The sequence below is a fragment of the Bradyrhizobium erythrophlei genome (assembly GCF_900129505.1).
Taxonomy (GTDB): domain Bacteria; phylum Pseudomonadota; class Alphaproteobacteria; order Rhizobiales; family Xanthobacteraceae; genus Bradyrhizobium; species Bradyrhizobium erythrophlei_D.
This window is the reverse complement of the sequence record NZ_LT670818.1, coordinates 7,784,606-7,796,530: the sequence shown is the minus strand read 5'-3', so window position 1 is coordinate 7,796,530 and position 11,925 is coordinate 7,784,606. Positions and strand designations below refer to the sequence as shown.

Here is an 11,925-nt window from a genome sequence, read left to right as displayed (position 1 = left end):
CTAACAAAAAAACCCTAGGTTTCCCTAGGGTTTTTCTCATTGTGAATACTTGCGATTACTTCACGGGTACGGCGGGCGGGCGATCATCATTTCCCTTTCCTCTTTGCTCATACGCGATGAGGAAGAAGAGGTTGCAGGCTGCATGCCACAGATGGGAATATCCAGAGTCAGGGTCAACCTTCTCACCTTCCCACCAGGCCCATAGGTGGCGCTGCATTGCGCTGAATGGTCGCGACCAATCCATACCTTGTTCCCAGTTTCGAGCTGCATATTTTCGAGCCCCAAACTCAAGGATCGTAGCCACGGCCTTAGCTCCCTCAGGTGGGAGAAGATCGTATCGGGCTTTGCCTTGATCAAACTTGACTCCTCCGGTCTTGAGATCGTCTCCTGCGCGGAGGGCTTCTTTCTTAGTATCGGTCGTCAACGGGTACCTCGGTCATGTGATATTTATTCCAGACGTCGTCGCCCATATTAAGTTGACCGCCTTCGGATTGACTGTGGACGTACTCAACAGCGTCTTCTCTGTCGTAGAAGAGACGTTGATCGCCGTATTGCTCGTCTTGTACGAGCCATAGGTGAGACGTTTCCATCTCGACTACGGTCACTCGTTTATTAAATTTCTTGCTCAGGCTACGGCCTCGTACTGGATGGTGTACGACGGGTTCTGGGCTTTGATGAACTGTGCGACAGCCCACTCAGCTCGTGCTCCAGTGCTCTTCTCCCAGCCTTCCAGCATGTAAATGCCGTCACCGTAGATGACCTTGTCGCAATCCCAAGTGAATGCTGCCTTGTAGTCGAAGCCTTCAGCGACACTCAGCTTGGCGTCACCAGTCTTGTAAGCTTCCATCTCGTGAACGTCGGCTTCAACGTCCTTCTCGGCTGGATTGAAAACCTTCCAGCCTTTCGCTTCGAGCATCTTCTGGACGGCAAAGAACTTAGGAAAGTTAAACTCGGGGTAGCCAGTCATGGGACCGGCTATGTAAATGGATTTAATGATTACTTTAAACCTTTCTTGATCCAGGTGAGAAGCCTGGGATTGTCTCGATACAGTGCTACGAGTCCTTGTTCGAACCCAATGACGATCTCTTCTTCAGGATCAGGACTCGTGTGGTTACCTTCGAGGTCGGCATTGTCGAAGATGACGTGGAGGAGTTCATGGATGACGATGCCTACTGCGTGGTCGGGTGAGTTGAGATGAGAAGGCCAGAGGTTGACAACGTGGTGTTCGAAGTCAGCCTCTCCGCACTTCTCTATGTCGGCTTCTTCCTCGTTAAGGATGACCCGCCAGTCATAGGCACCCACCTTGATCCTCCTAGGGAGGGCCTTGAGGAGGGTGTCTACTTCAATCACGCAAACAGTGCCTTGATCTTGGCTGCTACATCCTTAGCCTTAGCAACTTCAGCCTTAGCCAGGTTGGTAGCTTCCTCGTAGAATGTAACGAGTGCGTTATTCTCGATAGCTTCTGCAGCCTTCGCCTCAGCGTGCGCCTCAAGATCCTTGATCGTCTTCGTCCAGCCCGACAGGATGGTCTCAACAGTAGCCTCGGTGTTCTTAATCCAGTTAAACAATTAACTTCGCTTTCGTTTGGTTGGGGGTTGTCTTACGCGGTTGGCGTGCTTGGAGACGACTTTCGTAGGGACTCGATCAAGGCTTCCTGTTCGATGATACCCCTGGTGGTCCACCTCTTTACCGTCGCCTTTATGCGTCTTGCCTGCGCGATCCGTCTTAGCTCTGGCTCGGTTACGGGCTTCACGCCTTTTAACCTGGGTAGGGGAGTCCTCATACGCGGTCTCCTTTTTGTAGTTGCGTGCCATTATTCCTTTTTCAATTCGATATCGAAGTCGTATTTCCCTCGGGTGTAAATCTTCATGATGGTCTCATCATCGTTGATGATGGAGAGAGACTGGAGGTACTGCTGGAGTGCAGCGATGACAGTCTCAGGGGGGAGGGTTACGACTTTCATACTGGTTTTACCTCGGGGAGAGAGAGAAAGCCTTCGTTGACTAGGAAGAGAAGTACGTCCTCTTCAGTCGCGTCAGCTCGGAGAAGGATCTCGGACAATGTGTAAAGGTCTAGGAGGTCTTGGATCTGTTTATACAACGGCGTATTCTTTTCGGAGTGCGTCCAGCGTGATGAACTGGGGGTCGTAGCCACCGTTACCATCCACGTTACGCTTGACGACAACACCTCTCCACCAAAGCTTGCCGAGTTCGTTGCCAGCCCAATCGTTCGTATAATCCTGATAGCAACCTACGACCATTCCAGCGACTTGTTGTCCTGTAATGTTCGTGTGAACAGACCAGTCGACGAGATGGGAATGCCCGCACGTTGCAGACGAATGCTTCTTCGTTGCGATGGCGTACCCGGCGTGGATACCTCCCAATGGGCGGCCCGCAATTCCTCCCACAAAGTAATGTGCATACGAGATGCCATCGATCTGTCTAACGCCTGGAGTACTTCCGGTGTAATCAATAACTTCGTCGTAGTACTCCTTGAGTTGAAGATCCTTCATACTGATCGCACCATCTAGCTCGGGTGCTACATCGATGGCTCGGGTGATCCGGTGTTCGTGGTTGCCTACAAAAAAGTATGAAGTAGGAAGCTTCCTCTTCGCCTTCTTGATCGGCGCGAACGTCCTGTCTTGGAAGTCACAGTGTGCTGAGATATCAGCCTTGTAATTTCTTCCGTGAAAGGAGTGTTTACCCTTGTCATACAAAGACAGGGAAGCCATGTCGGCGCTGTCACCAATATGGATAAGAGCATCAGGTTTTACGTCTGCAATGAGTTGTCCAAGCCAGTCAGCACGGTCGTTGTTGTGATCGGGATGTGCGTGACTGTCAGGGATGATAAGATGTGTTTTAGTCAACGAGGATGCCTACGTCCTTCAATAGTTCAGCAAGACGCTTCACTTCCTTGATCGCTTTCTTGTAGTCGTTCTGGAGGAGATAGATCTTCGCCTCTTTCGCTTGGGCTTTGTAGGTACTGTCCACCCGGTATACGGTCCTTCTAGATACTCAGCTGCGTGTCTGAGAAGAACTTCGCCCGCTGGAGTTCGGTGTCTTCCGATGATTCGTCTGTTGCAATTGATACATAACAGCCCCCGGATTTCTCCAGTGTGATGGTCATGGTCAACAGCAAGGTTGGTCCTAAATTCTTGATGTGGTCGTTTACAAACGCCGCAGCGTCCCATTTGTCGTAGAAGTATTTCCGCATATTGTTCCTCGGTTATGCCGTAGATTTTCCGGAGCCGGTATGCCCTCGTCAGAAGGGATCGCCTGGCTGTGGGGGAGGTGAGACTATCTCTCCGGCTTGGTTGACTTCGATAACGTTCGGCTGCTTGACTACTTTGGTAAGAAACTTAGGTCCTGTGCTGTAAAGAAATGTGCGGAGACCTTTCCCGTTATCAATGTCGGACCAGCAATCAAATCGGTGGTCACAATAGCTGCAGATGGTTTGGAGGGTTTCGTTTCCAGACTTTCCATCAGGCTTTGCAGCGAAGGGTCTGTCTGGAGGGGAGGGAAGAGCAAGCATATCTCTCTTAGAATCTGCGAGAGCTGCATAGTCAGTGTCTGTCTTTCCGTGAGTATCAAGAACCATGTGACCTAGCGTCTTATCAACGGCTAGGAAGGACGCTGTGTCCTTATCCTTTAGGTCCGGGTTGTCTTGGTTGGCTTCGAGGTATGATCCAAGCTGTACGCGGTATGCGAAGGGATCGTCGTCTTCCAGTCCATGTGATTTGAACTTGTTGAAGGAGTAAGGACTAGCAGACTTAACGTCGACGAGATGGCCGTCAACAATGGCGTCGATGTGACCTTTGACACCATTAACGCTTACGGTCTTTTGTTCGGACTGTACCCGGTGTCCAGAAACCTTAGCGAGAAATAGAACCAGTTCTTCCAGAATGTCTCCATACAAAAACTTGAATCGAGTCTGGGGGGAGAGGGGGATCGCTGTCTCCGGTCGGTTGATCTGGAGCCAGAGCTTTCGATCACACGGTGATCCGAGATTGGACAGTCGGAGTGTTGGCTTCTGGGTTCGGCTGATTTGGTTGCTAACGTGAGTGGCAAGTCGTCTTCCAAAGTCTTCAATATCCTGAGGGTCGAAGGGGAGGGATTTGGTGAAGAGTGAATAGATATCGTCTATCAGCGTGGAAATTGATTTCAATTAGGTCCTAGAGGGTAGATGCAGGTTCAGGATGACTCGTGAGAAGGCAGTGACTGGAGACGTTATCCAGCCAAGTTGGTGTACCAAAGCGCCTGATCAGTTAAGCTGCATCCCAGGCTGACACATTACTTCAGCCTGTTTAGGTGAGGAGGGGCTCCGCGTGGCCCGCGATTTACGGAAGGTGCCAACCTTCCTAACCTCTTCCGATTAGAAGGGGAGACCGACTGCCGGAGCGTTGACTGCGGTCGTCGGATTGTATTCAACCAGTTCGTCCACTCGGAGGGCTTCCCAACGATGACCCTTGCCAGCGCCAGTATCGTAGACGTCTACCTTGATGGTGACCGTGCTTCCGTTACCAACGTTACCAGCAAACTCGGTACCGTCTGGGTTGAGGAACTTCGGAGGACCGAGGTCGATCTTCGTCCCATCCTTCTTAGTCAGGTCAATGTGACGGGACAGTTTGTAGAATGTGTCTCCGTCATTGTCGGTCTTAGGGGACACTCGGATGCCACTCGTCTTGAAGAGAGCCAAGCTTTCGTCGTCGAAGTACATATCGATCGTGTACTTGTCGAACTTACCAGGCTTACGGCTCGCCCACTTGGCGATACCGGAGAAGAAATATGTAGTCAAAAATTGATCCTAGGCTTTAGTTAATTTGGTTAGGTTTTACCGGGGCGGGTGCTTCGGTACTGGCTTCCTCGGGCGACGGACCAAGGTCTTTGACGCTCAAGATTTTCAGCTCTTTGACCTGGTCGAGGGTTGCTCGCAGGTTGAATACAACTTCTTCCTCACTGCTACCGGTCGCGTTGATAATCGCTTCAGCCGGTTCGAGGAAGGAGATATGAATTTCGTACAATCGTTTATCCATTAGTGGGTAAGACTCCAGTTGGCCCCGATGGCTAGGGACTTGTGGGAGTTTAGGTATGATCCTGCCATTGGGCAATTAAGATTAAGACTCTCTCCGACTTGTCGGATTGCGTCAGCCTGCACAGATGCGATCTGTTTACAAGTATCGAGATCGTCACAGGCTTCTGTCTGCCATTCGTCATGGACGAAGTTGACTGGGAGGAATGGGATTTGGAGGCGTTTTAGTTCCTTGCCCCATAGAACTCTTGCTTCTTTCATGATGACTGACTCTCCGTTCTGGAGGTAGCCAGCCAGCATGTGATGTTCACTGTTACACTTTACAAATCTTCCGTCGAATCCTTTGAAGTATCCTGCTGCTGCGTCTGCCGGGATGATTGTTTGTTTAAGATGTAGGAGACCAGGGTATGCGGCGATGAAATTGTCTTTGGCAACCTTGGCTTCAGCCAGTGTACAGCCAAGGATGGACGCGATCTTGCCTGTACCAGCGCCGAGGAGAAAGGCGTAGATGAATGTCTTCGCGTCGTCGCGGGATTTGCAGACATGTCCGAGTGCGTTCTTATTCAATGTGTGAGGATCAGTACCGTCCTCTTTGCTCCCAGACGTGACAGCAAAGATGAAAGCGGGATCGTTCATGTAATGGGCGAGAATCCTGAGCTGAATCCCCTCAGCGTCCACTCCGATTAGGTTTCGGCCTACGGGCACCGACCATAGTGCCCGCATCGCGTTGGAATAGATGCTGCGATCTAGATGCTGAGGGTCTTCAGTAGGAACGTTGGCCATGTTCGGGCCGTTATGGCTCATCCGATGGGTCCAAGCGCCGATGTGATTAAACGTGCCGTGTATGCGATGTGTTACTGGGTTATACGCATTAAACCACTCGGTAAGAGTTCGTGCACGCGCAGCCAAAAGAAGGCGAAGTACGAGGCGACGAGCAGGAGCGGGAGCGTCAGCAGGGAGAGTATCCAGGTTATCCTTTGAGACCTTCCAACCGAGCTGTCTGTAATGATCAATCTTGGCGGCTGCCAGTTCACGTACTTCACCCCTTGTGCGATGGTCATTGAGGTCTCGTTCACACTGGATGTGTCCTTTGGTTTTCTCATAGGGTTTCCAACCGGCAGCATTGAGACGCTCAACGATTTGGCGGGTACTTCCCGGATTAAACTCTTCCCATTCACATAGAGAAAAGGTTGCTCCCTCGGAAAAATCTGAAAGATCGCCGTCCGTCTTCCAGCGAAAATCAGTGCGAGATAATGTTCCGTGCTTTGTAGTCCGAGGGTGTACTTCTCGTATGAACTTAAGCCTCGGAGGAAAGCTTCGTCGGAGTTCGTTATCGAGAGGATCGAGTTGACCAATGATCTCGTCATAGATCCGTCTCGCTTCATCGATGTCGAAGTAGAATCCATTGTCGTGCATCTCCCTGGAGATGGTGACCATCGCGTGCTCAGTCTTGAGGCTCCGTTGCCACAAGGGAGAGTCGATGAGTTGTTTGAAGTGGAGGTAGACCTTGTAATTCAGCTCTACGTCTTGGATGCAGTACGCAAGCATCTCCGGAGAATACTGATTCCAATCATTGAAGTCGCCTTTCGGATACCGAAGTCGTACTCCCCACGCTTCGAGGCTGTGACCCTCCATCTGATAGTCAGCCATCCGACTGACCACCAGAGTATCTGTAACGGTATCCAGGTCGATAACATCGCTGCGTAGAAGACGATTAATAACGGGAGCGTCAAAGCCCAGAAAATTATGGCCGATCCACAGAGTGACGTTGGAAGCGAAGGCAATAAAGTCTGAACTCTGAGTCGGATGGGGGAAGGTGTAGACGATGCCAGTATCGATATCCTTGCAGACGATTAGCCAGAGTTCAGTACAGCCTTCAAGGCCGTTCGTTTCGCAGTCGGCAATAACCCTCAAACTGGTTCGTAGTCCTCTCCGTCATCTTCGTCGTCGTAGTTGATGTCTGGATCTTCATGATCGAAGGGATCGTCTTCGAAGAAATACTCAGCGTCTTCTGGGTCCATTATTTCTTCCTGAGGATTGAAAGGATGGCAGTCAGGATCACAACCCAGATACTCGGCTTCGGAGCCAGCGTCGGCAGGCTCGGGTGGTCGGCTTTGGGTGTCGGGTAGGGAGCGATGGGCGGGAGATCAGGACGGGTCACAGTCATGCTTGGATGAAGATCGATACTCGGATCAATCAGCATCAATGCCTTCAGCGTAGTGAGAACTCCAAGCTGGGTGTCCCACTCAGTACTATCCCAGACACGGTCTCGGACGTACTTGCCACGCTGCTGAATAGATGAACCACCAAACAGATAAGGACTGGGAATGTGACGATACAGAGTGTAGCCCCATCCATTGAACGCTTCGGCTGTGTATGCGATGCGCTCAGCAGACCAGTCTTTGATCTGTGTAAGCTTGAATCCCTGTAAGGCATCGACAGCTCCTTCTTCCCACGTGACGGCAGGATTGGGTGGACGGTTCGGAGGGACTTGGACGGTCCTGGTCGGTTGGCCCTCATGGTTGAACATGGGGTCACCGTTATGGAGCCAGCAGTGGAAGTTGTTGTTGCTCTCCCGCATATGGAGGAGGCCGATGACGTACCAGGGGACTGTCGTCTTAGCTTCGACGGCCTGGTAGCGGGCCGTGCCAGCGTGGATCTTAGCTGCAGCCAGGTTGGCTGGGGACTGGGCGACTACTTTGAGCTGGCCCCACCAGTTATTGTACTTGGGAAACATCTCCGTAAATGACGGAGCAGGAAGTTGAGTCAAATCAATGCTTTCAGTAGACCTTATGCTTTAATATACCACAGGTTGTATAGGAATACAAGCCTATTTCAGCTGCCGGATCATTTCGAGGATCAGCTGGGCCTTGTCGTTCGGCTCGGCACAGTTCTCGGGGTAAGCCTGCTCCAGCTTGCGGATGATGTCCTCTCGCATACTGTGCCTGCCTTGTTCGTACGTATTCATCAGTCGCATTCTTTGCCTGGGTTCTTCTTCTTCCACTCCTGGAGTTCAGCCTCACCATTCAGATAGGTGTTAGCCTGCTTCTGCCTGGCTTCGACTCGTTCCCCGTGTATCTTCTGTAATGAGCGTCGTTCTTCATGCAGGATGACAGCGTGTAGATCTAACCGGGCGTTGTGGAGAGCGTGGTAAGCGGTATCCATTGGAGCATTCGCTGCACGAGTGAGGAGAGCGGAAATGTCTCGGAGTTTATCAAGATCAATCATGTTGGTAGGCTCACGGGTTGGAAGACAGGTCCGCTGTCCTCTTCTAATTTGAACTTGGACTTGTCGAAGCGGAGGCGGCCAGCTGGACCGGTCTCTCCGGTAAACCGTGCCTTCTTGATGAGGAGGGTGGTCACGTTTCGGATGTCTTCAGACTCGTTCTCTACGTCCCGGCTGAGCTGCAACCAGGTGTGGGCAATCTTTGATATGTTCCTTGAGCCTCGTGTCTTCCCGTCGTCGTTGATGTGGGAGACAAGGATCAGACAGAAGTCCAGCTCTTCCACCATCATGGCCAGCCTGGTGCTGAGCATGTCTAGTGTCTTCCGTTCATCGTCTCCAGCCAGGCCGGTAACAACAAGGGTGATGTGATCAAGGATGACAAACTTGCAGTCACAAGCCGTAACAAGGAAACGTATGGTGTCCAGGATGATAGTAGGATCGTCGCTGCCAAAATGAGAGTACATGTGTAGACGCTCATCGCGTCTTGTGACGGTTTTAACTGCAGCGATGATGTCCTCAGTAGCGATTGACGAGTCCTTCTTATGGACAGGGGCTTCGAGGTACAGGCCAGCTAGCGCCTTCAGCTGCCTTGCCTTGGACTCTTCGAGATGGATTGTGCCGATGTTCTCGTTAGTGTGGAGTAGTAGTTCATACTCCAGGCTGCGGACGAACTCGGTCTTGCCGATGCCTTCCATGGCAGTGACGAGGAAGACTTCGCCTGTCCGTAGTCCCTCGTTCATCTCATTCAGTTGAGCGAAGGGGATTGGGTACGACTTCTTATCCTTGTGTGCGTCTAAGATGTCTCCGAACTCAGACCAGGAAGAGACAATGCCCTCAGGAAGAAATCTCTTCGCGTTAAACCATATGTTTTTGAAGTCTTGGGACTGTCCAGACGATAGATACTCGTTGGCGTCTTTATGCTTTGTAAGATTGACGTCGTAGACTTTATTGAAGTCAAAAAGTGACGCGACTTCCTTAGCAGCTTTCTTTCCGTGAACGTCGTTGTCGAAACAGAGGTAGATCTTGTCAAACGAGTTAAGATAATCTCGGTGAGCAGCGCAGTCAGTCTTAGCTGAAGTAGCACTGCGGACAGAAACAGCCGGATACTTGCTTCCAAGCATCTGGAAGACAGACATTGCATCGGTCTCTCCTTCGGTAATGGTGATAGACATGGACTGTCCAGCGTTGAACTTGTCCATGCCGAAGAGGCCGGGGCCTTTGAAGTCACCCTCTGAGTGGAAACGTTTTTCCTCCCAGCCTCGTACTTTGACTCCGACAGGGTAAGGAAAACCAATAGCAATGGGCTTCCCGTCTGGAGCGATGCGGGCCAGAGCTTTGTAGAACCGACAAGTGTCGGCGCTCAGGCCACGCCACGGAAGATACTCGTGAGTGAATTTATCAGCCGACGTGGCTGCAGATGAGATCGTGATAGGTTTAGCCTTAGGTGATTGAAGATCGTTCTCTGCCGGGGTACCGGGGCTGCCAGGCTTGGCGTAGGTGCCGCAGGAGAAACAGAAACCGTGTCCATCGTCGTACGTTGAGAAGGCGTCGGATGAATCACAGAAGGGGGAGGGGCAGGGGAGACCAGATTGGATTAATTTAGAATTTGTCTGGGTCATTCTCTTCCAGTGTGAAGAGTGCTGACGTCATGCTGGAAGCGCAGGACTTACAATAAGTGCCGTGAAATTCTTTCCTGTACTGAACCCAATTCTGTTTGTTCGGTGGTAGTCCTGCGTAGGATGATCCTTCTTGAGTCGTGAAGTCACATACTTCGCAGCGTAGCATTCGATGTTCCATTCGCGTATTTCTTCATGAACGTGAAGTACTTCTTCCCGTCCTTATTTCTTTTCAATGGGTCTGCTTGGCGTGTCGTCTGCTTCTTTTTGTACTCGGCCCAATACTCCTGGTTGCCCTCGTAGATCCAGCAGCCAATCGTCAACGGGATCGTCGGGTTGTTTGCGTTAGTAATATCGATGGCTGTCTTCATCCGGTTGTAGTACGTCCCGTTGCTCTCATAGAAGTCACACTGGACGATGGTCTCGGGCGGGACGAGGTAGACTTCGCCGTGGATCTTGCCGCCGTTGATGAAGTCGGTCTTCAGTACGATGGGGTATGGATTCTTCCCCTTCGTGTATTCCATGTTGAACCAGGGGGCGACCGTCCAACCGTCGCCTACGAACAGCGGCTTCTTCTGGAGGAGAAGACCATGACGATTGAATCCCTTCTTCAACGTACCGTAGACGAAGAGGAGGTGACGCCGCTTCGAATACAAGTCGGGCATGTCAGGCGTGTAATAATTGTCTTCGACCTTGCCGGAGACGAGCGTGGCGATTGGCATCATGGGGCGAATCCTGATTTTGGGCTAAAATTTTTGCGATGAAATTACCGTTTCACCCTAAGTTTCCGAAGGAAGCGTTCTAATGGTGAGTGCAGGCTTCGCCCGATGCGAGTTCAGCCAGGACCTTGTCCACGCTGGGAAGGACGACGAGTGCTGTCCCCTTCTTCTTCTCCTGGTCCCTGAACTCTGCTGCGTCGTCCATTGCTTTCGTCACTTTCAAGTGAGGCTTTATGTACAGCTCGCGGAGGAGGTCTTGGATCAGGACAATTGTAGCCTCGGGGTAGAAGAACACGAGTTCGGTAATGTCCTCGCGCTCCAGTCGACAGACTTCTTTGAGATTGTTGAGGCGACAGATGGTGGCAAAGTTCGGTCGATCAGATGTTGCCAGTCGGAGCATTGAGTTAGAGGGACAGGGACTTCCGCGAATCTCGGTAATGGTGTCTCGGATCTTGGTGAACTCCTCTGCTCGTCCTGCGTTACGATTGGTGTCTGAGTCGTCGTAAGTAGTTGGTATATTTGTGGGAAGCGCGTTTGTAATTCCCGAATGTCCTTTTGCTCCCGATACTGACGAGTAATTGCCATTTTGCATTGCTTCGTAGTCAGCACTCCCTGCCGCTTCAGGCTCTTGATCTGCGTTGGCGTCATCCCATGCGTCCTCCCAGCTACCCATTGCTCCACTGCCGTAGTAGGTCGTGGTTGAGTTGGGAAACGTGGTGACACTCTTAACCCTGTGCTGGGTATTGAATGAGTAGTTGTTACTACTCCACCATCCTTCGTGTTCGAAGCCGGACGTCTCGTGGATGTGGAGTGACTTCCCGTTCCCGTCGAGAAGAGAGACGATGGATGACGAGGGAACGAACTCGTTCAGGACGAGCTGGAGTAGTTCGTCGTCCAGGACTGCTTCCGGGTCGACGTCGGGGGAGCAGAGACTGCGTTCGAGCAGCGGCTTCAGCAGCATCTCGTTAAACATGTAGCTGTCGGAGAAGTCGTTGCCAGTGATATTGAACTGGTTCATCGTGCCGTTGTGACACATGACGATGTCGATGCCGTCGTCTGCGTCTGTCGTCACAACGAAGGGGTGGCAGTTCGCTTCGTTCACTGCACCGACTGTCTTGTATCGGAGGTGAAGAAGGATGGGCAGATCCTTCGTCTCTTCGAGGAGTTTGAGTACTCGCTCTGGATCATTACCTTTCGGGTTCAGTTCCTTGATCAGTTCGATCTTGCCCCGGTCGGCAACGGCCAGCCCGAAGCCGTCAGCGTTAACGATACAGGCGGACTCGATCTTGTCTGAGGGGATGATAATGTTCGGCAAACGATGAATGATGACGCACATG

General features: G+C 51.6%; 17 protein-coding genes. All 17 read right to left on the bottom strand.

What is annotated here, in order from left to right:
* Positions 1-55: 55 nt before the first annotated feature.
* The 17 genes from B5525_RS36590 to B5525_RS36515 all read right to left on the bottom strand — a co-directional run bounded on the left by B5525_RS36590 (position 56) and on the right by B5525_RS36515 (position 11,924).
* The gene (locus B5525_RS36590) at positions 56-424 is read right to left on the bottom strand and encodes a dATP/dGTP diphosphohydrolase domain-containing protein (RefSeq protein ID WP_244567709.1); all 369 of its coding nucleotides are present in this window, start codon (positions 422-424) and stop codon (positions 56-58) included.
* A 201-nt stretch (positions 425-625) separates the two neighbouring features.
* Positions 626-967, bottom strand: a complete 342-nt coding sequence (locus tag B5525_RS36580; RefSeq protein ID WP_079570831.1) for a DUF4406 domain-containing protein — start codon at positions 965-967, stop codon at positions 626-628.
* A 29-nt stretch (positions 968-996) separates the two neighbouring features.
* Positions 997-1,350 (bottom strand): hypothetical protein, encoded by a 354-nt coding sequence (locus tag B5525_RS36575; protein ID WP_079570830.1) that lies wholly within the window; start codon positions 1,348-1,350, stop codon positions 997-999.
* Entirely contained in the window at positions 1,347-1,568 is a 222-nt protein-coding gene (locus B5525_RS36570) for a hypothetical protein (protein ID WP_079570828.1), read from the bottom strand. The genes B5525_RS36575 and B5525_RS36570 overlap by 4 nt, the downstream gene beginning before the upstream one ends.
* Positions 1,569-1,813: 245 nt before the next feature.
* On the bottom strand, positions 1,814-1,963 hold the full coding sequence (locus tag B5525_RS44965) for a hypothetical protein (protein WP_154073675.1): 150 nt from the start codon (positions 1,961-1,963) through the stop codon (positions 1,814-1,816).
* A gap of 129 nt (positions 1,964-2,092) precedes the next feature.
* Positions 2,093-2,866 carry a metallophosphoesterase gene (locus B5525_RS36565; RefSeq protein WP_154073674.1) on the bottom strand — a complete coding sequence of 258 codons (774 nt, stop codon included), beginning with the start codon at positions 2,864-2,866 and terminating at the stop codon, positions 2,093-2,095.
* 39 nt (positions 2,867-2,905) lie between these two features.
* Positions 2,906-3,190 (bottom strand): endonuclease domain-containing protein, encoded by a 285-nt coding sequence (locus B5525_RS48070; protein ID WP_425305234.1) that lies wholly within the window; start codon positions 3,188-3,190, stop codon positions 2,906-2,908.
* Between the two features lie 71 nt (positions 3,191-3,261).
* A complete protein-coding gene (locus B5525_RS36555; RefSeq protein ID WP_079570824.1) occupies positions 3,262-4,164 on the bottom strand; it encodes a hypothetical protein in 903 nt (300 codons plus the stop codon).
* A gap of 207 nt (positions 4,165-4,371) precedes the next feature.
* Positions 4,372-4,794, bottom strand: coding sequence for a hypothetical protein (locus B5525_RS36550; RefSeq protein WP_079570822.1), 423 nt, complete (start codon positions 4,792-4,794; stop codon positions 4,372-4,374).
* A gap of 16 nt (positions 4,795-4,810) precedes the next feature.
* Positions 4,811-5,032 (bottom strand): hypothetical protein, encoded by a 222-nt coding sequence (locus tag B5525_RS36545; RefSeq protein WP_079570820.1) that lies wholly within the window; start codon positions 5,030-5,032, stop codon positions 4,811-4,813.
* Positions 5,032-6,942 (bottom strand): DNA polymerase, encoded by a 1,911-nt coding sequence (locus tag B5525_RS36540; RefSeq protein ID WP_079570819.1) that lies wholly within the window; start codon positions 6,940-6,942, stop codon positions 5,032-5,034. The genes B5525_RS36545 and B5525_RS36540 overlap by 1 nt, the downstream gene beginning before the upstream one ends.
* Positions 6,943-7,048: 106 nt before the next feature.
* Entirely contained in the window at positions 7,049-7,798 is a 750-nt protein-coding gene (locus B5525_RS36535) for a hypothetical protein (RefSeq protein WP_154073673.1), read from the bottom strand.
* 60 nt (positions 7,799-7,858) lie between these two features.
* On the bottom strand, positions 7,859-7,996 hold the full coding sequence (locus B5525_RS44960) for a hypothetical protein (protein ID WP_154073672.1): 138 nt from the start codon (positions 7,994-7,996) through the stop codon (positions 7,859-7,861).
* Complete coding sequence (locus B5525_RS36530; protein WP_154073671.1) at positions 7,996-8,256, bottom strand: hypothetical protein; 261 nt, start codon at positions 8,254-8,256, stop codon at positions 7,996-7,998. The genes B5525_RS44960 and B5525_RS36530 overlap by 1 nt, the downstream gene beginning before the upstream one ends.
* Entirely contained in the window at positions 8,253-9,872 is a 1,620-nt protein-coding gene (locus B5525_RS36525) for a toprim domain-containing protein (protein WP_079570814.1), read from the bottom strand. Before B5525_RS36525 ends, B5525_RS36530 begins: the two co-directional genes overlap by 4 nt.
* A 143-nt stretch (positions 9,873-10,015) precedes the next feature.
* Positions 10,016-10,594: a gamma-glutamylcyclotransferase family protein gene (locus tag B5525_RS36520; RefSeq protein WP_079570812.1), complete on the bottom strand. Its 579-nt coding sequence runs from the start codon at positions 10,592-10,594 to the stop codon at positions 10,016-10,018.
* 76 nt (positions 10,595-10,670) lie between these two features.
* Positions 10,671-11,924 carry a class II glutamine amidotransferase gene (locus B5525_RS36515; protein ID WP_079570810.1) on the bottom strand — a complete coding sequence of 418 codons (1,254 nt, stop codon included), beginning with the start codon at positions 11,922-11,924 and terminating at the stop codon, positions 10,671-10,673.
* Between the last annotated feature and the right edge of the window lies 1 nt (position 11,925).

Bases quoted from the DNA above. Each gene is read 5' to 3' on its own strand.
- B5525_RS48070 (WP_425305234.1), bottom strand. From the start codon at position 3,190: ATGGGACGCTGCGGCGTTTGTAAACGACCACATCAAGAATTTAGGACC.
- B5525_RS36520 (WP_079570812.1), bottom strand. From the start codon at position 10,594: ATGATGCCAATCGCCACGCTCGTCTCCGGCAAGGTCGAAGACAATTAT.
- B5525_RS36515 (WP_079570810.1), bottom strand. From the start codon at position 11,924: ATGTGCGTCATCATTCATCGTTTGCCGAACATTATCATCCCCTCAGAC.
- B5525_RS36545 (WP_079570820.1), bottom strand. From the start codon at position 5,032: ATGGATAAACGATTGTACGAAATTCATATCTCCTTCCTCGAACCGGCT.
- B5525_RS36525 (WP_079570814.1), bottom strand. From the start codon at position 9,872: ATGACCCAGACAAATTCTAAATTAATCCAATCTGGTCTCCCCTGCCCC.
- B5525_RS36530 (WP_154073671.1), bottom strand. From the start codon at position 8,256: ATGATTGATCTTGATAAACTCCGAGACATTTCCGCTCTCCTCACTCGT.
- B5525_RS44960 (WP_154073672.1), bottom strand. From the start codon at position 7,996: ATGAATACGTACGAACAAGGCAGGCACAGTATGCGAGAGGACATCATC.
- B5525_RS36580 (WP_079570831.1), bottom strand. From the start codon at position 967: ATGACTGGCTACCCCGAGTTTAACTTTCCTAAGTTCTTTGCCGTCCAG.
- B5525_RS44965 (WP_154073675.1), bottom strand. From the start codon at position 1,963: ATGAAAGTCGTAACCCTCCCCCCTGAGACTGTCATCGCTGCACTCCAG.